General features: G+C 70.5%; 17 protein-coding genes. 9 read left to right on the forward strand and 8 right to left on the reverse strand.

Translation table 11 applies throughout. The features are described from left to right. Nucleotides 1-35: 35 nt before the first annotated feature. The 5 genes from QRN40_RS06195 to hemE are packed head-to-tail and all read right to left on the reverse strand — an operon-like array spanning nucleotide 36 to nucleotide 3,803. Nucleotides 36-251 (reverse strand): DUF3618 domain-containing protein, encoded by a 216-nt coding sequence (locus QRN40_RS06195; protein WP_285114651.1) that lies wholly within the window; start codon nucleotides 249-251, stop codon nucleotides 36-38. Then, the gene (locus tag QRN40_RS06200) at nucleotides 241-681 is read right to left on the reverse strand and encodes a phage holin family protein (RefSeq protein WP_285114653.1); all 441 of its coding nucleotides are present in this window, start codon (nucleotides 679-681) and stop codon (nucleotides 241-243) included. Before QRN40_RS06200 ends, QRN40_RS06195 begins: the two co-directional genes overlap by 11 nt. A 37-nt stretch (nucleotides 682-718) precedes the next feature. Continuing rightward, nucleotides 719-1,039, reverse strand: coding sequence for a hypothetical protein (locus QRN40_RS06205; protein ID WP_285114655.1), 321 nt, complete (start codon nucleotides 1,037-1,039; stop codon nucleotides 719-721). Between the two features lie 35 nt (nucleotides 1,040-1,074). Next, on the reverse strand, nucleotides 1,075-2,664 hold the full coding sequence (locus tag QRN40_RS06210) for a protoporphyrinogen/coproporphyrinogen oxidase (protein WP_285114656.1): 1,590 nt from the start codon (nucleotides 2,662-2,664) through the stop codon (nucleotides 1,075-1,077). After that, the gene (hemE, locus tag QRN40_RS06215) at nucleotides 2,649-3,803 is read right to left on the reverse strand and encodes a uroporphyrinogen decarboxylase (protein WP_285114657.1); all 1,155 of its coding nucleotides are present in this window, start codon (nucleotides 3,801-3,803) and stop codon (nucleotides 2,649-2,651) included. The genes QRN40_RS06210 and hemE overlap by 16 nt, the downstream gene beginning before the upstream one ends. 100 nt (nucleotides 3,804-3,903) lie before the next feature. On the opposite strand from hemE, the gene QRN40_RS06220 reads away from it, so the two are divergent. The 9 genes from QRN40_RS06220 to QRN40_RS06260 all read left to right on the forward strand — a co-directional run bounded on the left by QRN40_RS06220 (nucleotide 3,904) and on the right by QRN40_RS06260 (nucleotide 15,902). Beyond that, nucleotides 3,904-5,208, forward strand: coding sequence for a glutamyl-tRNA reductase (locus tag QRN40_RS06220; RefSeq protein WP_285114658.1), 1,305 nt, complete (start codon nucleotides 3,904-3,906; stop codon nucleotides 5,206-5,208). 30 nt (nucleotides 5,209-5,238) lie between these two features. Continuing rightward, the gene (locus QRN40_RS06225) at nucleotides 5,239-5,865 is read left to right on the forward strand and encodes a GNAT family N-acetyltransferase (RefSeq protein WP_285114660.1); all 627 of its coding nucleotides are present in this window, start codon (nucleotides 5,239-5,241) and stop codon (nucleotides 5,863-5,865) included. Nucleotides 5,866-5,940: 75 nt separating this feature from the next. Further along, nucleotides 5,941-7,329: a glycine--tRNA ligase gene (locus QRN40_RS06230; protein WP_285114661.1), complete on the forward strand. Its 1,389-nt coding sequence runs from the start codon at nucleotides 5,941-5,943 to the stop codon at nucleotides 7,327-7,329. A 36-nt stretch (nucleotides 7,330-7,365) separates the two neighbouring features. Beyond that, complete coding sequence (locus QRN40_RS06235) at nucleotides 7,366-8,643, forward strand: alpha/beta hydrolase (protein ID WP_285114662.1); 1,278 nt, start codon at nucleotides 7,366-7,368, stop codon at nucleotides 8,641-8,643. Nucleotides 8,644-10,345: 1,702 nt separating this feature from the next. Then, entirely contained in the window at nucleotides 10,346-11,224 is an 879-nt protein-coding gene (locus QRN40_RS06240; RefSeq protein WP_285114663.1) for a bifunctional lysylphosphatidylglycerol flippase/synthetase MprF, read from the forward strand. Between the two features lie 67 nt (nucleotides 11,225-11,291). Next, nucleotides 11,292-12,350: an NAD-dependent epimerase/dehydratase family protein gene (locus QRN40_RS06245; RefSeq protein ID WP_285114664.1), complete on the forward strand. Its 1,059-nt coding sequence runs from the start codon at nucleotides 11,292-11,294 to the stop codon at nucleotides 12,348-12,350. A 78-nt stretch (nucleotides 12,351-12,428) separates the two neighbouring features. After that, nucleotides 12,429-12,830: a hypothetical protein gene (locus tag QRN40_RS06250; RefSeq protein ID WP_285114665.1), complete on the forward strand. Its 402-nt coding sequence runs from the start codon at nucleotides 12,429-12,431 to the stop codon at nucleotides 12,828-12,830. 15 nt (nucleotides 12,831-12,845) lie between these two features. After that, entirely contained in the window at nucleotides 12,846-14,822 is a 1,977-nt protein-coding gene (locus tag QRN40_RS06255; RefSeq protein ID WP_285114666.1) for a M13 family metallopeptidase, read from the forward strand. 171 nt (nucleotides 14,823-14,993) lie between these two features. After that, a complete protein-coding gene (locus QRN40_RS06260; protein WP_285114667.1) occupies nucleotides 14,994-15,902 on the forward strand; it encodes a serine hydrolase in 909 nt (302 codons plus the stop codon). 41 nt (nucleotides 15,903-15,943) lie between these two features. Here the strand turns inward: QRN40_RS06260 and QRN40_RS06265 are convergent, their stop codons facing one another. From QRN40_RS06265 to QRN40_RS06275, 3 genes are read right to left on the reverse strand one after another with little or no spacing between them, the layout of a single operon-like run. Continuing rightward, entirely contained in the window at nucleotides 15,944-16,417 is a 474-nt protein-coding gene (locus QRN40_RS06265; RefSeq protein ID WP_285114669.1) for a GbsR/MarR family transcriptional regulator, read from the reverse strand. Between the two features lie 14 nt (nucleotides 16,418-16,431). Continuing rightward, on the reverse strand, nucleotides 16,432-18,126 hold the full coding sequence (locus QRN40_RS06270) for an ABC transporter permease (protein ID WP_285114670.1): 1,695 nt from the start codon (nucleotides 18,124-18,126) through the stop codon (nucleotides 16,432-16,434). Beyond that, nucleotides 18,123-19,055 carry an ABC transporter ATP-binding protein gene (locus QRN40_RS06275; protein ID WP_285114671.1) on the reverse strand — a complete coding sequence of 311 codons (933 nt, stop codon included), beginning with the start codon at nucleotides 19,053-19,055 and terminating at the stop codon, nucleotides 18,123-18,125. The genes QRN40_RS06270 and QRN40_RS06275 overlap by 4 nt, the downstream gene beginning before the upstream one ends. Nucleotides 19,056-19,100: the final 45 nt, after the last annotated feature.

The following is a 19,100-nucleotide window of genomic DNA, read 5'->3' on the forward strand; positions in this document are numbered from 1 at the left end:
TCTCAAACCTGAGAAGGCCAAAAACGAGCGGGCGCTCACCGGCGGATCAGCCGGACGACGCCCCAGACGGCGAGCGCGGTCGCGGCCACGGCTCCGGCGGCGGCAGACGCGAGCGCGATCGGGTTGTCCCTGCGGAGGCGCTCGACGCGCTCGGTGAGGCGCCTGGGCACGTTGAGCTTGTACTCGAGCGCCTCGATGGTGGCGGCGAGCTCGGAACGCGCCCGGTCGACGTCGCTGCGGTCAGTTGTCATACTTCCCCAGTCCTTTCACCGCGTCGACGTCTTCCTTGATGCTGTCGATCGTCTGCGACGGTGCCACGCCATCCATCTTCTTGAGGGAGCGGACGCCGATCAGTGCGAGCACCACGGCGATCACGACGAGTGCCCCGAAGACGATGAGCGCGGCGGCCCAGCCGGGAAGTGCAACGGCGATGCCGAGGATCGCCGCGGCGACGAGCGTGCCGAACGCGAAGAACAAGAGGAAGGCGGCCCCTGCGAACAGCCCTATGCCGACACCGGCATACTTCGCCTTCTCGGCGAACTCGGCCTTCAGGTGGTTGAGTTCGGCCGTGAGGAGCTCGACGAGCTGGCGCGGGAGGTCGGTGACGAGCTGGGCGACCGACTTGGCGCGCGCGCGCTCGACCCGGGCGCGTTCGCCGGGCGTCGGTTCACGGTCGGTCATCGGCGTCTCCCCTCATCGCTTCCGTACAGTACCCCTGTCAGAACGAGGACGCGCTACGGCCGTCCGCTTGTCCGGTGGTCGAAACCGTGGGCCGGGAGGGATACGGCGCCCGGGACTCGCGACGGCGGCGGTTCGCCTGCACCACGGCCTTCTTGACGGTGATGTACGCCGTCTCGGGGAACTCTCCCACCTTCTCGGCCACGAAGTCTTCGACGGCGTGCACCTGCTTCTGCACGCTCGGAGACTGCCAGGCCTTCACGGCCGTCGCCTTGATCTGCTCGTAGCGCTCCCGGCCGGCGCGAGCGCCGAGCACGAAGCCCACCGCCGCTCCGGCGACGAAGAGGAGTTTGCCGCGCATGTCGTCTCCCTGTCTCGAGTCCTCGTGGTCTCTGTTCAGTCGTCCGTGTGGAGGGCCTCTGTCAGAGCCCTCCAGCGTAGACCTCGCGCGCGCTCGGCTGTCCGGCGCGCATCCGGGATGACGGAGGCGAGGCCCGTACCGGTCAGCCAGGACCCGGTGACCTCGAGACCCTCGACGCCGTCGACCTCGGAGCGGACCCGCTGGATGCGTTCCCGCTGCCCCACTGTCGCATAAGGGAGGGCGTTCGTCCAGGGGGTCCTGGCGAATGCCGTCACGGCGGATTCCGCGATCGGAATATTGAGCATCCGGGAGGCGTCGGCCACCGCCTGAGCCCGCAGCTCGGCGTCGCCGAGGGCGAGCGTCTCGGCCGGTCGGCCCGCTCTGCCGTAGGAGAGGCGCACGACGTGACGACCGGGCCCTGCGGCTTCCGCGACCCACGCCCACTTCGCGCTGGAGTGGGTCATCGCCTTCGCGCGCACATCCGCACCCGGGACATCGGCGACGAGCACGCCCGTGCCGACCGGGCTCGCGGCGAGGCGGTCGTCCTCGACGATGAGCGTCACCAGCTCGACGCTCGACGCGGCCGGCCAGTCGAGCGCATCCAGCTCTGCGAGGGCCGCGTCGAGGGAGGCGAGCAGCGGCAGCGCGGAGTCGGCGGGCGACGCGAGCACCACGACGTCGGCGACGACCGCGTCACCGTCGATAGTGCGCACGAGCCAACGTCCGGGTCGCGCGGCGTCGGACGCGGTCTCTGCCTCGGTCTCTGGCGCGGCCTCGTCGTCGGTGTCCTGCGGCGGCTCCTCGGCCGGCTGCTCCCAGCGTGCGACGGAGGCGACCGCCGCTCCGGTGCGGACGGCGCCGCCGCGAGCCTCGATGTCGGCGGCGAGCGCCTGCGGCAGCTGCCACATCCCTCCCCGCAGACCACCGACGGCGCTACCCGCCTTCGAGGCCGAGCGCAGCTCGCCGACGGCGCCGGAGAGGGAGCCGAGGCGGGTGAGCGCCGCGTTGAGGCCCGGCGCGACGACCTCGACGTCCAGGTCGTCCGGCGCCGCCGAGTACACGCCCGTCGCGACCGGCGCGACCAGCAGCTCCAGCACCGTGCGGCCCATCCGCTTGCGCACCAGGGTGCCGAGCCGACGCTCCTGACCGATCTTCAGGACCGGGGTGACGCGGTCCAGGTAGGCGCGGAAGGCGCCCGCCCAGCCGATCGCCGCGACGACGTCCTTCGCGAGCGGGGAACTCGGAATGCCCAGCAGTCCCGCCTTCGGCAACGGCACCGAGCGCGAGCCGTGGCGCACCCAGGCTCCGGACGGGTTCGGCTGGACGACCGCGTCGTCGAGCCCGAGGTCGTGGAGGAGTTCGGCGACATGACCGCCCCGGGTCGCGAAGCTCTCCGCACCCGCGTCGAGCGTCATCCCGCGCAGAGACAACGGAGCGACGCTGCCGCCGACGCGGTCGGACGCCTCGAGCAGGGTCACCTCGAAGCCGGGCCGGGCGCACTCGCGCGCGACGACCAGACCCGCCACCCCGCCGCCGACGACGACGATGCGGGTGGGCGGCGACTCCACCGCGTGACGGAGCTCGTCCCCGATCGGATCGGCCTCGCCGCTCACTCGGGTCGCCACCCGTGGACCAGCTCGACCACCCGGGTCAGCACGGTGGGGTCGGTCTCCGGCGGGACGCCGTGGCCGAGGTTCAGCACGTGCGCCGGCGCCTCGCGGCCGCGGTCGAGGACGTCGCGGACGTGCGCCTCCAGCACCGGCCAGGGCGCATCCAGCATCGCGGGATCGACGTTGCCCTGCACCGGGACGACATGCCCAAGTCGGCGGCTCGCCTCATCGAGGGGGATCCGGTAGTCCACGCCGACGGCGTCCGCCCCCGCCTCGTGCATGGCCTTGAGCAGCTCGCCCGTCCCGACACCGAAGTGGACGAGCGGGACGTTGCGAACGACGGCGTCGATGGCGGGCTCCTCGCCCTCCACCGTCGCGGTTCCGGCCTCCGGAAGCTCGTAGGTGAGGTCGCGGACGTGCGAGAGCGCGCGGGCGGATGCGGGCGCGACCAACGCCACGTAGTCGTGCAGCGACAGGGATCCGGCCCACGAGTCGAACAGCTGGGCGGCGCTCGCACCGGCGAGCACCTGCGCGCGCAGGAAGGCGCCCGAGATGTCGGCCGTCCACTCCATCAGGCGCGACCAGGCCTCCGGGTCGGCGTGCATCAGCGTCCGGGCGCGGATGTGGTCCTTGGACGGGCCGCCCTCGACGAGGTAGGCGGCGAGGGTGAACGGAGCGCCGGCGAAGCCGATGAGCGGCGTGGTGCCGAGCTCGGCGATCGTCAGACGGACGGCCTCCTGGATCGGCGCGAAGACGTCCTCGCCGAGGGACGCGGGGTCGATCGACGTCAGACGCGCGACGTCCTCGGCGGTCCGGACGGCCTGGGCGAACACCGGACCTTTGCCGGGCACGATCTCGACCTCGACGCCCGCGAGCTTCAGCGGCACGACGATGTCGCTGAAGAAGATGCCGGCGTCGACACCGTGGCGACGGACCGGCTGCAGCGTGATCTCGCTCGCCATCGCCGGGTCGAGGCACGCGTCGAGCATGCGGGTGCCGACCCGCAGCTCGCGGTACTCGGGCAGCGAACGCCCCGCCTGGCGCATGAACCAGACCGGCGTCACCTCCTGACGCTCGCCCTGATACGCCCGGACGAGCGGGCTGGACGAGGTGCGGCCGGAGGAAAGCGGATGGGAGGGCGCGAGGGTGGTCACCCCCTGATTCTGCCAGGGCGGCAACTGGGCGGAACCTGGGCCTGATGGGAAGCTGGGCGCCGATTCGAGGTTGGTCCGACGCGAGCGTAGGCTTTCCTCCGTGCTTCTGTGCTTCTCGTCGAGTCACCGTACGGCGGACTTCGACCTCCTGGAACGGCTCGAGCGTCACGCTCCGGCCATCACAGCCGCACTCTCGGAGCACAGCGACATCGTCTCCGGCTCGGTGGTCCTCGCGACCTGCAACCGCTTCGAGGCGTACCTCGACATCGACGAGCCGCTGCCGGCCGCACGCGCGGTCTCGGCCGAGGCCGTGCTGGATGCGGTGAGCGCCGCCTCCGGGATCGACGCCGACACCCTGCGCGACGCGAGCTCGGTGTACAGCGACCACGCGGTCGCCGAGCACCTCTTCGCCGTGACCAGCGGACTCGAATCCGTCGTCGTCGGAGAGGGCGAGATCGCCGGCCAGGTGCGCCGGGCACTGGAGTCCGCCCGCGGTGCCGGTTCGGTCACCAGCGAGCTCGAGCGCCTGTTCCAGATCGCGTCCCGCACCTCCCGCGGCGTCAAGAATCGCACCGGCATCATGACGGCGGGGCGCTCGCTCGTCCGCCTGTCGCTCGATCTGGCCGAGAGCCGCATCAGCGACTGGGGGCAGACCCAGGTGCTGCTGGTGGGCACCGGCAAGTATGCGGGCGCCAGCCTCGCCGCGCTCCGCGACCGCGGGGTGACGGACGTGCGCGTGTACTCGCCCTCCGGGCGCGCCCCCAAGTTCGCGCTCTCGCACGACATCGCGCCCGTCCCCGCCGACGGTCTTCTGGACGCGATCGCCGAGAGCGACCTCGTCGTCACCTGCTCGGCCGTGACCGACTACATCCTCACCCGCCCGATCGTCGCCGAGGCGACCGCGCGGCCGGGAGCCGTCGAGCGTCGGCTCGTGATCGACCTCGGACTGCCGCGCAACGTCGACCCGGCGGTGGCCGAGCTCTCCGGCGTCGAGCTCCTCGACCTCGAGACCATCAGCATCCACGCTCCGCTGGAGGAGCTGCAGGCGGCCGACGACGCCCGGAACATCGTGGACGCCGCCGCCGCCGAGTACCGCGCCCGGACCGCCGAGCAGGAGGTCACTCCCGCCCTCGTCGCTCTCCGCACGCACGTCTTCGGCGTCCTCGACGCCGAGATCGAGCGGGCGCGCCGTCGCGGCGACGACGACGGGGAGACCGAGAGGGCGCTGCGTCACCTCGCCGGCGTCCTGCTCCACACGCCGTCCGTCCGTGCGCGGGAACTCGCCCGCGACGGCGACGCGCAGGCGTTCATCGACGGCGCCGCCGCCGTGTTCGGCATCGAGGTGGACCCGCTGAGCGTCCGCCCCCGACTCTCCGCTGTGGACGACGAGTCCGCGGCATCCTGACCCGACAGCCCGACCAGCGTAAGGATCGACGTGAGCGACGAAGCCACCACGACCAGCACCATCCCGCCGCACGGCGCGACCAGCCTCCCCTACGCCGCTGAGCAGCTGCGGACCGAACGTCTTCTCCTGCGTCCGCTGAACACGGGCGACCTCGAGGACGCGCACTCCTACGAGAAGCTGAAGGACGTCGTCCGCTACCTGTACTGGGAGGTGCACGACCACGACGAGTCGGCCGAGCACCTGCGCAAGCGCATCGCGATGAACCGCCTGGCCGAGAACGGCGACGGCATCGTCTACGCGGTCGAGCTGTTCGACGCGGAGGGCGGACCCAGCCGGGTGATCGGCCACATCAGCCTCTTCCTGAAGAACGCGACCTGGGGCAAGTTCGAGATGGGCTGGGTCTTCCACCCGGCGGTGCACGGCCGCGGCTACGCCACGGAAGCTGCCGACCGCGTGCTCGAGCTGTGCTTCGAATCCCTCGGCGCACACCGGGTCTTCGCCCAGCTCGACGCCCGCAACGACACCTCCGCGCGCCTCTGCGAGAACCTCGGGATGCGTCAGGAAGCGCTGCTGCGCGAGACGGAGATCTTCAAGGGCGAGTGGTCGGACACCGCGGTGTACGCCATCCTCGAGCAGGAGTTCCGCGCCGGGCGCTGACGGCCGCCGCGACGGCAGTCGCTTCCTCAGTAGGATGGACGGGTCCCCACACACCCGTACCGCACAGGGAGCACCATGGCCGCACCGTCGAGACTGGATTCCGTCATCACGCTGGCTCAGCACCGCGGATTCGTCTTCCCCTCCGGCGAGATCTACGGCGGCACCCGATCTGCGTGGGATTACGGTCCCCTCGGCGTGGAGCTGAAGGAGAACATCAAGCGCGAGTGGTGGAACTCGTTCGTGCGCGGTCGCGGCGACATGGTCGGCCTCGACTCGGCGATCATCCTGCCGACGGCGGTGTGGGAGGCGTCCGGCCACGTCCAGGTGTTCAGCGACCCGCTCACCGAGTCGCTCATCACCCACAAGCGCTACCGCGCCGACCACCTCTTCGAGGCGTACGAGGCCGAGCACGGCCACGCGCCGGAGAACGGACTCGACGACATCCCGGACCCGGACCACCCGGACAAGGTGGGCCAGTGGACGCCGATCCGGCAGTTCTCGGGCCTCATGAAGACCTACCTCGGGGTCGTGGACGACGAGTCCGGCCTGCACTACATGCGGCCGGAGACCGCCCAGGGCATCTTCACCGACTTCGCCTCGGTGCTGCAGACCTCGCGCAAGAAGCCTCCGTTCGGCATCGGCCAGATCGGCAAGGCGTTCCGCAACGAGATCACGCCGGGGAACTTCATCTTCCGCACGCGTGAGTTCGAGCAGATGGAGATCGAGTACTTCGTCGAGCCCGGCACCGACGAGGAGTGGTTCGACACCTGGATCGACCTCGCCTGGAACTGGTTCACGGAGCTCGGCATCAAGCCGGAGAACATCCGCCGGTTCGAGCACCCGAAGGACTCGCTGGCCCACTACTCGAAGCGCACCATCGACATCGAGTACAAGTTCGACTTCGTCGGCAGCGAGTGGGGCGAGCTGATGGGTGTCGCCAACCGCACCGACTTCGACCTCAAGACCCACATCGAGCACTCGGGTAAAGACCTGAGCTACTTCGACCAGAACAAGAACGAGCGTTACGTGCCGTTCGTGATCGAGCCGTCGTTCGGCCTGACCCGCGCGCTGATGGCGTTCCTGGTCGACGCGTACGACGAGGAGCAGGTGCCGAACGCCAAGGGCGGCACCGACAAGCGCACCGTGCTGCACCTCGACCCGCGCCTGGCGCCGGTGAAAGTCGCGGTGCTCCCGCTCTCGCGCAACGAGGCGCTGTCGCCGCTGGCCCGCGGCCTCGCCGACCGCCTCCGCAAGCGCCGCAACGTCGACTTCGACGACTCGGGCGCGATCGGCCGCCGCTACCGTCGCCAGGACGAGATCGGCACCCCGCTCGCGGTGACGGTCGACTTCGACTCGCTCGAGGACGACGCCGTGACGGTCCGGGACCGCGACTCGATGCAGCAGGAGCGCATCCCGCTCGAGGGCCTCGACCGGTACCTCGCCGAGCGTCTCCGGGAGATCTGACCGGAGCACCGGACCACCGGGGGGAGGCAGGTCGGCGTGGATCCGCTCAGCATCCGCATCGTCGACGGGCCTGTCCTCCCGACCTTCCTCGTACTGAGCGGCGCCGCCGTGCTGTACCTCCTTCTCCGGCGCCCGACCACGCGGTGGGTGATCACGGCGCTGCTCGGGATCCTCGGCGGGGCGGTCGTCGCGGTCGGCGTGTACGCCCTCCTCAACGCCGTGGATGCCTTCGGGTCGCCGCTGCCGAGCGAGGTCGCGTTCTGGGCCATGGGGATGTTCGCCGCGATCGGGCTGGCCGTCGTCAACCTGTGGCGGTCGCGGTGGTGGCGGAAACTCGTCGCCGCGGTCGGCATCCTGCTGTTCGCCATCACCGGTGGCCTGGGCATCAACGCCTACTACGGGCTCGACCCGACCCTGGGCTCCCTCTTCGGCTACACGGATGCGGGCAGCATCCGCATCGGTCAGCACACCAGCACCGCAGACCCGGCGGGGCCGCTCTACGAGACGTGGAAGCCGCCCGCCGACCTGCCGGCGAAGGGGCAGCAGGGCAGCCAGGTCATCCCGTCGGCCGGGTTCGCCGCACGTCCCGCCGGGATCTACCTGCCGCCGGCGGCGCTCGTGAAGAACCCGCCGCCGCTGCCCGTGGTGCTGTTCATGATGGGGTACCCCGGCAACCCGGATCCGAGCTACATCGGCGGGGTGCTCGACACCTTCGCCGCGGCGCATGAGGGCTTGGCGCCCATCGCGGTTGTCGCCGACCAGATCGGAACGCAGGGCGACCCCGCCTGCGCCGACTCCCGGACCTTCGGCACGGCCGAAACGTACATCACGGACGAGGTGCCTGCGTGGATCCGCTCGCACCTGAACGTTCTTCAGGACCCGAAGTACTGGACGATCGGCGGCTACTCGAACGGCGGCGCGTGCGCGTTCAAATACGCGGCCCAGTACCCGGACCGCTTCGGCAGTCTCCTGGTCGTCTCGGGTGACGAGTACCCGGGGGTGGAGATCCAGCAGCAGACCATCGACCAGGTCTTCGGAGGCGACGCCGCAGCGTTCGAGCGCGCGAAGCCAACGTCCATCCTCGCCGCGAATCCCGGCCGCTACTCCGCCATGACCGCCGTCTTCACGGTCGGCGGGAACGACCCGACGTTCGTCCCCGGAGTGCAGCGCGACGCCGCCGCGGCGCAGGCCGCGGGCATGCAGACGACGTTCTCCGTCGTACCGGGCGCCGGTCACGTGGTGGACGCGCTGGACGGCGGCCTGACCAAGGACTTCGACATCCTCTACCCTGTCCTCGGACTGAGCCCACCGTGACGGAGGCCCGCATGAGCACCGCAGACACCGCGAGCAGCACCTCGGCGCCTGTGCCCGAACCGGCACCGGCCGGCCCCGGGCGACGCCGCGGCGAGGGCTTCGGCCGCGCGCTCGGCCGCTACGCCCGCATCGCCCCGGCCAGCATCGCCCTGGCGGTCATCATTTTGGTGTCGTCGATCGTCACGGGGACGCTGTGGAGCGCGGCCTCTGCGGGCGGCGACTCGCTGGTGTGGGCGGCGGGCGTGACGACGACGATCCGTGCCGGCTTCTGGTGGACCCCCGTCACGGCGCTCTTCGTGCCGGAGGACCCCATCCAGGTGGTCATCGCCGTCGTGCTCGCCCTGACCGTCATGGCGGCGGCGGAGCGCCTGCTCGGCACCGCACGCACCGTGCTCGCCTTCCTGGTGACCGGGGTCCTCGGGATCGCGCTGGGCGTCGTCCTGCAGTGGGCGGCGGTGAGTGTCGGCGAACTCTGGGCGACCGTGACGGAATTCGACTTCACCCTCGACCCGACCGTCGGCATCATCGGGACGCTCATCACGGCGAGCGCGTTCGCCAGCACCCTGTGGCGTCGCCGCATCCGGCTGCTCACGTTCGCGATCGTCCTCGTCTTCGTTCTGTACAACGGCGACCAGAACAACGTCTACCGTCTGATCGCCGCACTGCTCGGCCTCGCGCTGGGCGTGCTGCTGCGCCGCGGCCGCCTGCGCCGGCTCCACCGCAGCTCGCACGCCGAGACCCGGAACCTCGTCGCGGCGGTCATCGCCATCACCGCGTTCGGTCCTCTGCTCGCGCTGCTGCCTCCCGGCGGGTTCGGCCCTCTGTCGTTCGTGGCCTCGCTGTTCGAGCGGCCGGAGGTCGACGTCGCCGCCGTGATGTCCCGGTGCGACGTCTCCTACTCGAGCAACTGCCGCAGCGAGCTCATGATGGTGGCAGTGCAGGGCTTCGGCCCGTTGCTGCTGTCGGTGCTCCCGCTCGCGCTCCTGCTGCTCACCGCGATCGGCCTGCGTCGGGGCCGTCGGTTCGCGCTGCTGCTCGGCATCATCGTGAACGCGGCGATGCTCCTCCTGCCCTTCACCGCGCAGGGCGGCGACATCGCCCTCGAGGTGCAGAGCGTCACGGATGTGGCCCCCGCGCTGGAGGTGCTGCTGTGGCTGTTCGCCGCGCTGCTCGTGCCGATCGCCTCCATCGCGCTCCTGATCGCCACACGCCGTCAGTTCCAGATCCGGTCGCCGCGGGCGGCGGTCGCGCGCTTCGCCATCATCGTGGTGTGCGCCTTCGGGCTGCTCGCGCTGGCCTACCTGGTGGCGGCGCTCTCGTCGCTCACCGAGTTCGTCCCCGACGCCACGGTCGCCGACGTGTTCGCCTCGACGCTGCGTCGCTTCGTCCCGGCCGGCTTCCTCTCGGCGCTCGGCACACCGATCGTTCCGACGACCCCGATCGTCGTGATCCTCTACCACTGGGTCGGGCCGGTGTTCTGGACGGTGTTCGTCTTCGCGACGCTGCAGCTGTACCGCGCGACCTTCACCGGACGGACGCTGGCGGACGAGGAGCATTTCCGCGCGCTGCTGCGGCAGGGCGGCGGGGGCACCCTCGGCTTCATGGGCACCTGGCCGGGCAACGTGTACTGGTTCAGCGCGGACGGCGAGTCCGCCGTCGCGTACCGGGTGATCGGCGGGATCGCATCACGCTGTCCGACCCGGTGTGCCGCCCGGAGCGTGCCGAACGCACCATCGCCGAGTTCGTCCAGTTCTGCGACGCCAACAGCTGGGTCCCGGTGTTCTACAGCATCCACGGCCAGTACCTGCCGGTGTTCGAGGCTCTCGGCTGGCCCACGATGTCGGTCGGCGAGGAGACGCTGATGCACCCGCAGACCTTCGACCTGGTGGGCAAGCCGTGGCAGAAGGTGCGGCAGGCCCACAACCGCGGAATCAAGGCGCAGCTCACCACCCTCTGGACGCGGTGGGAGGACCTCTCGCCGCTCATCCAGACGCAGATCACCGCCGTGAGCGAGCAGTGGGTCTCGGAGAAGGAGCTGCCCGAGATGGGCTTCACCCTCGGCGGCATCGACGAGCTCAAGGACCCGGATGTGCGGCTCTACCTGGCGTTCGCGCCGGACGGCACGCTTCAGGCTGTCACCAGCTGGCTGCCCAGCTGGCGCGACGGACGCGTCGTGGGGTACACGATCGACTTCATGCGCCGGGCGGACGGATCCATGCCCGGCATCATGGAGTTCATCATCGCGTCCGCCGCGCAGCACATGCGCGAGGACGGCGTCGAAGTCCTGAGCCTCTCCGGCGCCCCGCTCGCGCAGAAGCCCGCGACGGAGGGTGAGCCGGAGGACGAACAGACGACGATGGACCGGCTGCTCGGCTTCCTGGCCCGGACGCTGGAGCCCGCGTACGGATTCGCGTCGCTCTTCACGTTCAAGAGCAAGTTCAACCCGACGTACGAGACCATCTACATGGCCTACCCCGACCAGGTGGCGCTGCCCGCGATCGGGAACGCCATCGGCAAGGCCTACCTGCCGGACGCGAACGCGCGCGAGTACGTCGCACTCGCGCGCACGCTCATCCGGTAGCCGCCGCGACGCCATCCCGCCCGACCGTGACGCTGGGATACGGTGACGGCATGAGGGAGCCGACCGCATGACCGACACGACGCGCACGGCCATGATCATCGGCGGCACGGGCCAGATCGGCTCGGCGGTCGCCCGGCGCCTCGCGCTCGACGGCTGGTCGGTGCTCCTCGCCCACCGAGGCGGCCATCACGGCGATACCGAACTCGCCGAGCTGGAGGTGACCAGCATCCGGCTGGATCGCGACGACACCGAGTCCCTTCTCGACCGGGCACGCGGGCATGACCTGGTGCTCGACACCGTCGCGTACGAACCCCGCCATGCCGATCAGTTGGCGCAGCTGACGGGCGACGTCGGTTCGCTCGTGGTCATCTCGACCGGATCCGTCTACGTAGGCGCGAACGGGGGCTACCTCGACGTCGTCACCGGGCCGGACGACTTCCCCGACTACCCGGTCCCCCTGCGCGAGACCGACCCCACCGTCGACAACCGCGAGCGGACGTACTCGCCGCTCAAGGCGGAACTCGAACGACGGCTGCTCGCCGTGGACGACCTGCCGGTGAGCATCCTGCGGCCCGGCGCCATCCAGGGGCCGTTCAGTCCGGCCCTCCGCGAGTGGTTCTTCATCAAACGCGCACTCGACGGACGACGCCGGATCGTGCTCTCCGACGGCGGGACCAATCGCTTCAGCACATCATCGACGGTGAACATCGCAGAACTCGTGGCATTGTGCGCCGAGCATCCCGGCCGGCGCATCCTGAACGCGGTCGACACGGACGACCTGAGCGTGGCCGAGATCGCGCAGACCGTGTTCGACACGCTCGGCCACGAGGCCGAGATCGTCACGTTCCCCGGTCCCCCGGTGGACGCGGTGGGGAGTACCCCCTGGACGGTCGCGCATCCCCTGCTCCTCAGCATGGCCGCCGCGACCGTCGAACTCGGCTACCGGCAGCCCGTGAGCTACGCGGAGGCGGTGGCCTCCACCATCGACTGGGCGGTGCGCGAGGTGCGGGCCGCCGAGCGGCGGGAGGAAGGCTGGGAGGCGGTCTTCCCCGGCCTCGTGGAGCGCGCCCGCACCGACCGGTGGTTCGACTACGACGCGGAGGACGCCTTCCTAAGCGGCCGCTGAGCGGCCCTCGCGGCGAGCCTTCGACGCGCCGCCGGACCGCCTGACATCCTGGATGCGGAAACACCAGGGGGAACCACCATGCGCTTCATCAGCTTCCGCGAGAAGGCCGTCGTGATCGCCGTGCTCGTCCTCGTCAGCGCTGTGCTCGCCCTCCTGCTCGACGCCTTCCACGCCGAGGCCGGCTCCATCATCCTCACGATCCTGCAGGCACTCGGCTGGTACCTCGCGAGCCGGCTGTTCCGCGGGCCCGGCGAGTCCGTGCGTGCAGCCCGGCCCTGGTGGCGCATGACGAACCGGCCGCTGCTCAGCGGCGTGCTCGCCGCCGTCTACGGGCTCGTCGCGGTGGTCAACATCGGCTTCTCGTTCGCCGGCTGGGGCAGCCTCTCCGGCACGGTGTCGATCATCGCGGAGCTCGCGCTCGCCGCCCTGTTCACGCTCTCCTACTCCCGCCTGTCGTCGCTGGCCCGCGCGACGGCCTGACCGTAGGCTGGGCGCATGACGCTCGACTCCGGCATCCACACCGACGAACTCGACCCGGCCACCCGTCCCCAGGACGACCTCTTCCGGCATGTGAACGGGAGGTGGCTCGACCGCACCGAGATCCCCGCCGACAAGGCACGCTGGGGCTCGTTCATGATCCTGGCGGAGCAGTCGGAGGCAGCGGTCCGCGACATCGTGGAGCAGGCGCAGAACGCCGACGAGGGCACCGAGGAGCGCAAGTTCGGCGACCTCTTCACGAGCTTCATGGACGAGGAGCGCATCGACGCGCTCGGCGTCGAGGCGATCCGCGACGAGCTGACCTTCGCGTCGGGCGTGGACAGCATCCCGAGCCTGCTGGAGACGATCGGCAAGCTGGAGCGCCGCGGCCTGGGCGGCTTCTACCAGCTGTTCGTCGACAACGACCCGGGCGACCCGGAGCGCTACCTGGTCTTCCTGGAGCAGTCCGGTATCTCGCTGCCCGACGAGTCGTACTTCCGCGAGGAGAGCTTCGCACCGGTGCGCGAGGCGTTCGTCGACCACATCCAGCGGATGTTCGAGCTCGCCGGATTCGACGACGCTCCCCAGCGGGCCCAGCGGGTGTTCGACCTCGAGACCGCGATCGCGTCGAAGCACTGGGACAACGTCGCGTCGCGCGACTCCGAGAAGACCTACAACCTGCGCTCCTGGGCGGAGGCGAAGGCCGTGTTCGAGGGCGGCGCACCCGCGGGGCAGGCCGCGGACCTGGACGTGTGGGCGCAGGCGCTCGGCGCTCCGGAGGGCACGCTGGCCGAGGTCGTGCTGCGGCAGCCGTCGTTCACCGCCGGCCTCGCAGAGCTGCTCACCGAGGACCGCCTCGAGTCGTGGCAGGACTGGCTGGCCTGGCAGGTCATCCACGGCGCGGCCCCCTACCTCTCCGGCGACTTCGTCGAGGCGAACTTCGACTTCTACGGACGCACGCTGACCGGCACGCCGCAGATGCGCGTCCGCTGGAAGCGCGGCGTCTCCCTCGTCGAGGGCTCCATGGGTGAGGCCGTCGGCCGCATCTACGTCGAGAAGCACTTCCCGCCGGCGGCGAAGCAGCAGATGGATGAGCTGGTCGGCAACCTCATCGAGGCCTACCGGCAGAGCATCGGGAAGCTCGAATGGATGGGCGAGGAGACCCGCAAGCGCGCTCTCGACAAGCTCGAGAAGTTCACTCCGAAGATCGGCTACCCGGTCAAGTGGCGCGACTACTCGAGCCTCGTGATCGACCCGACCGACCTGATCGGGAACGTGCGCGCGGCCGCCCTGTTCGAGTTCAACCGAGAGCTCGGCAAGATCGGTTCGCCGATCGACCGCGACGAGTGGTTCATGACTCCGCAGACGATCAACGCCTACTACAACCCCGGCTTCAACGAGATCGTCTTCCCTGCCGCCATCCTGCAGTTCCCGTTCTTCGACCCGAACCGGGATGCTGCCGCCAACTACGGCGCCATCGGCGCGGTCATCGGCCACGAGATCGGCCACGGGTTCGACGACCAGGGCTCCAAGTTCGACGGAGACGGCCGCCTCGAGGACTGGTGGACCGAAGCGGATCGTGCGGCCTTCGAGGAGCGCACCGCCAGCCTGATCGAGCAGTACAACGCCCTCGCGCCGGCGCAGGTGCCGGACCACCACGTCAACGGCGCGCTCACGATCGGCGAGAATATCGGCGACCTGGGCGGCCTGGGCATCGCCTGGAAGGCGTACCTGCTGTCGCTCGACGGCCAGGAGCCCCCGGTGGTCGACGGCCTCACCGGCGCCGAGCGCTTCTTCCTGTCGTGGGCGCAGGCGTGGCAGCAGAAGGGCCGGGATGCGGAGGTCATCCGCCTGCTCGCGATCGACCCGCACTCGCCGAACGAGTTCCGCTGCAACCAGATCGTCCGCAACATCGACGCGTTCTACGAGACGTTCGAGGTGGCCGAGGGCGACCGCCTCTGGCTGGCACCGGACGAGCGCGTCACCATCTGGTGACACGCCGGCCGGCCCGCGGTGCCCGCCGATGACGCCACTCCGTGACCCCCGGACACGGGGTAACATCGTCGGTGTCGTCGCCGCGAGCACCCCCGCGGAGGCGATGGCGGGACCGGCGACGGTCGCCGCAGTTCCGGTACACCGCACTCGGAAGAAAGACCCAGCGACACAGTGACGATCCAGGCTCAAGAGTCCGCCCGCCGGGCACGGCAGGCGAACGCCCGGCGCGGGAGGCACCGCGCCCCTGGATCGAGCGAGTCGTTCAGCCGCGGCTTCGACGCCCTCGGACGGCTCGCGGTCTCCGGCGTGCAGGTCTCCGCGCGTGCGACGGACCTCTCCACCGGCGCCGTCCTGTTCTCCGTGGACGACCACATCGTCATGCCGACGGCCAGCATCGGCAAGGTGCTGCTGCTCGTCGAGGTCGCCGCACGGCTCCAGTCGGGCCAGCTCAGCCCGCTCGCCCACCTCGACCGCGACCCGCGCGACACCGCCGGGGAGTCGGGCATCTGGCAGCACCTGCACGTTCCGTCGCTCCCCGTTGCGGACCTCGCCGCCCTCGTCGGTGCGACCAGCGACAACCTTGCGACGAACGTGCTCCTCCGCCGCGTGGGCTTGGAAGCCGTGAGCGCCCGCACCGAGTCGCTGGGTCTCACCCGGACCGCTCTGCTCGATCTGGTGCGCGACCACCGCGGTCCCGACGACGCGCCGCAGCTGTCCGTCGGAAGCGCGAACGAACTCACCTGGCTGTTCTCGGCGCTGGCCCGCGGCGAGATCGTGAACCCGGCCACCAGCCAGCGGGTCATCTCCTGGCTGTCGCTGAACAGCGACTTCTCGCTCGTCTCGAGTGCCTTCGGCCTCGACCCGCACTCGCACCGTCATCCCGAGCACGGCATCCTGCTGGTCAACAAGACCGGGACCGACGACGGCGTTCGCAGCGAAGTCGGCGTACTCCGCGGCCCGCGCGCCGGGGTCACCTACGCGGTGTCCACCTACTTCGACGACACGAACCTGCCCGAGCGGCTCAGCGTCATCGAGGGGATGCGCGCCGTCGGGCTGGACCTGCTGGAGTACGTGTTCTGAGTCGGCAGCCGGGCATCGCGCCGCTCACGCGTTGCGGGCGCTCACGCGTTGCGGGCACTCCGAACCTGCTCCCACTCGGCGATGAGCTCCGGCAGCCGGCCCTGCACGAAACGGTAGAACCCGGCCATGTCGCGCAAGCGCTCCGTGGCGGGTGAGGCCGGGTCGCCGACCGCGGCGAGTCCCGTCTCGGCCTGGTCGGCCAGGACGCCGTAGATCGGGCTGTTGCGCACCATCAGGGCGTACCAGTCGCTGGGGATCTCGTAGCGGTCGCGCCGGCTCCCGGTCTGCGACAGGCGCCGGATGATGCCCAGCGTCTGCAGATAGCGCACGGCACCCGAGATGGCGGCGGGGCTCACCTCCAGCCGCTCCGCGAGCTCGGCGGCGGTCAGCCCGGCGGACTCGGTCACCGTGAGCGCCATCAGCACCCGCGCCGCCATCTTCGGGAAGCCCGCCGCCGTCAAGACGGCAGCGGAGTGCTCCATCACCTCGGCGAGTGTCGCCTCGTCTCTGGCCATGGGCACCGTCCCGTCTATCCGATTGCAAAATCCCGGCGGCGGATCAGGGCCGCAGCACCCAGGAGGGCGGCGACGGTGATGCCGAGCATCCAGTATCCACCGGTCCAGTCGACCGTGCCGACGACGACCGGGGCGTCGGCGAAGGGCGACAGGTGGCGCACGCCCTCCGGGATGCGCAGCAGTCCGCCGAAGATGCCGACGAAGACCCCGAGCCCGAGCGCCGCCCAGCCGATCGGGATGGTCGCGCCGGGCACCAGGACGAACAGCAGGGTCAGGACGCCGAGGTACACGAGCGCCACCGGGAGCTGAGCCACGGCCGCGGCGAAGGACGTTCCGATGGCGGATGCGTCCTCGCCGGCGGCGACCGCGGAGAGGCCCGACGCGATGGCCGCCGCGAGGAGCACGGCGACGACGGAGACGACGCCGATCGCGACGAAGGAGAAGAGCCAGCGGACGCGCGTCACCGGCGTGGACATGGTCAGTTCCGCCGTCCCCGCGGCCTCCTCCTGGCGTAGGCGGATCACCGCCTGCACCGCACTCGCGGCGGCGAGGACGCCCACGATCGAGAAGATCGCCGAAATGAAGAGCTGCAGGAGCGGACCCGACCCTCCCGCTCCGATTCGGGCGATGGACTGACGGATGCCGGCGAGGCTCGGATCGTTCGCGATCGAGTCGTTCACCACGCTGGCCAGCGCGCCGGCCAGCAGGCCGCCCAGTGCTCCCCCGATGGTCCAGCCGAGCACGGTCGGCCACTGCAGCCGCCAGGCGAGACCGAACGTGCCGGAGAGGCTCGCCGCGGCCGCGGCCCGGCCGGGCCGTTCGGGGATGAGCCCCGCTCCGGAATCGCGGACGGCCTGGAGTGCGAAGACGGCCAGGACGAGAACGACCGCCAACCCCACCGGAAGCAGCAGCGGCCGCCAGTCATTCGCGGTATAGGGAGCGAACTGCTCCCCCCAGCCGATCGGGCTCAGCCAGGTCGGCCAGCCGGAGCGGACGTGCGTGCCGTCGCCGAACGGCGTGCCCGTCGCATCCCCGATCCCCCGCAGCACGTACGCCAGCACGACGACGGCGGACGCGAAGCCGTTCGCCGCGCGGGACGTGCTCAGCACCTGCGCGAGCAGGAGGCCGACCCCGAAGAACGCCAGCCCGGCGCCGCCCGTGGCGGCCCCGGCGACGAACGAGCCGTACAGCGGCAGACCGGCGGAGGCGAAGCCGAGCGCGGTGACAACGGCCAGCACCACGTTCACGAGCGTCGCGTAGAAGACGGTCGCCGTCGTCGGCAGAAGCCGGCCGGCCGGCGTCGCCCCGATCAGCTCGGCCCGCCCCGACTCCTCTTCCGCACGCGTATGGCGGACCGCGAGGAAGGTGTTCATCAGCCCGGCGAGCAGCGCCAGGAAGGTGAAGATCTCGAAGAAGGTGACCGCCGCGAGGGTCGTCCCCTGCGGGAGTCCACGCAGCACCAGGATGGTCGGGTCGGCGATCGCGAGCCGGATGAGCTGGGCGCGCCCGGCTGCCGAACCGTAGGTCTGATCGATGCTCGCCGCGGAGAACGCAGCCAGGATCGGAATGCAGAGCAGCCAGATCAGCAGTTGCCAACGGTCGCGCCGAAGCCGCTGGCGGAGGAGCGTGCGCAGTGTCGAACCCGTGTGCGCCCCGGGGACGGCCTCGTGGGTCGACGGCGGCCTCACGCCGGCGGTCGTGGTGCTCATCGCGTCGCCTCGACGTGTTCGGAGGCCGACAGGTCGTCGCCGTAGTGACGCAGGAACAGTTCCTCGAGCGACGGCGGCGCCACGGTCAGGCCTCGAACCTGCAAGCGCGACAAGGCGGCGAGGAGGGACGGCAGAGCATCGCTGTCGGCCGTGAACCGCACCCGGCCGTTCTGCACCCGCAGGTCGTGCGCGGGCAGCTCGGCGAGTGCATCCTGCCCGACGCCCTCGGCGCTGAAGGCCACCTCGGTCCGCGTCAGATGTCTCAGTTCGTCGAGCGTCCCGGTCTCGACCGTCCGGCCGGCGCGGATGATGCTGACGCGGTCGCAGAGCTGCTCCACCTCCGACAGGATGTGGCTCGACAGCAGCACCGTCGCACCCTCGGCCGCGACGCGCTGGATCTCGGCGTCGAACACGGCCTCCATGAGCGGGTCGAGGCCACTGGTCGGCTCGTCGAGGATGTACAGCTCGGCGGGCGTCGCGAAGGCGGCGACCAGCGCGACCTTCTGCCGGTTGCCCTTCGAATACGCGCGGCCCTTCTTGGTCGGGTCGAGCTGGAAGACGTCGAGCAGGCGCTTCTTGCGGGCTGCGTAGGCGGTCCGGTCGGCTGAACCACCGCGCAGCCGCGACAGCAGGTCGATCGCCTCACCGCCGGACAGATTCGGCCACAGGCTCACGTCGCCCGGGACGTAGGCGAGCCGCCGATGGAGGTCGACGGCGTCTTTCCACGGGTCGCCGTCGAAGACCGCTGCGCGGCCACCGTCGGCCCGTGCGAGGCCCAGCAGCACCCGGATCGTTGTCGACTTGCCCGCGCCGTTGGGGCCGAGGAAGCCGTGGATCTCGCCTTGCGTCACCGCGAGGTCGAGGCCATCGAGAGCACGTACGCGGCCGAATCGCTTCTCCAGGCCGGCGACGTCGATCACTGCATCCATGATCGGGATGCTACGCCAGATTCAGTAATTTGTGAAAGTTGTGAT

The organism is Leifsonia sp. fls2-241-R2A-40a, from assembly GCF_030209575.1.
Taxonomy (GTDB): Bacteria; Actinomycetota; Actinomycetes; order Actinomycetales; family Microbacteriaceae; genus Leifsonia.

What these genes read in the sequence shown, in the direction of transcription:
- QRN40_RS06195 (WP_285114651.1), bottom strand. Translation starts at nt 251, where the DNA reads ATGACAACTGACCGCAGCGACGTCGACCGGGCGCGTTCCGAGCTCGCC.
- QRN40_RS06200 (WP_285114653.1), bottom strand. Translation starts at nt 681, where the DNA reads ATGACCGACCGTGAACCGACGCCCGGCGAACGCGCCCGGGTCGAGCGC.
- QRN40_RS06205 (WP_285114655.1), bottom strand. Translation starts at nt 1,039, where the DNA reads ATGCGCGGCAAACTCCTCTTCGTCGCCGGAGCGGCGGTGGGCTTCGTG.
- QRN40_RS06230 (WP_285114661.1), top strand. Translation starts at nt 5,941, where the DNA reads ATGGCCGCACCGTCGAGACTGGATTCCGTCATCACGCTGGCTCAGCAC.
- QRN40_RS06245 (WP_285114664.1), top strand. Translation starts at nt 11,292, where the DNA reads ATGACCGACACGACGCGCACGGCCATGATCATCGGCGGCACGGGCCAG.
- QRN40_RS06250 (WP_285114665.1), top strand. Translation starts at nt 12,429, where the DNA reads ATGCGCTTCATCAGCTTCCGCGAGAAGGCCGTCGTGATCGCCGTGCTC.
- QRN40_RS06255 (WP_285114666.1), top strand. Translation starts at nt 12,846, where the DNA reads ATGACGCTCGACTCCGGCATCCACACCGACGAACTCGACCCGGCCACC.
- QRN40_RS06265 (WP_285114669.1), bottom strand. Translation starts at nt 16,417, where the DNA reads ATGGCCAGAGACGAGGCGACACTCGCCGAGGTGATGGAGCACTCCGCT.
- QRN40_RS06270 (WP_285114670.1), bottom strand. Translation starts at nt 18,126, where the DNA reads ATGAGCACCACGACCGCCGGCGTGAGGCCGCCGTCGACCCACGAGGCC.
- QRN40_RS06275 (WP_285114671.1), bottom strand. Translation starts at nt 19,055, where the DNA reads ATGGATGCAGTGATCGACGTCGCCGGCCTGGAGAAGCGATTCGGCCGC.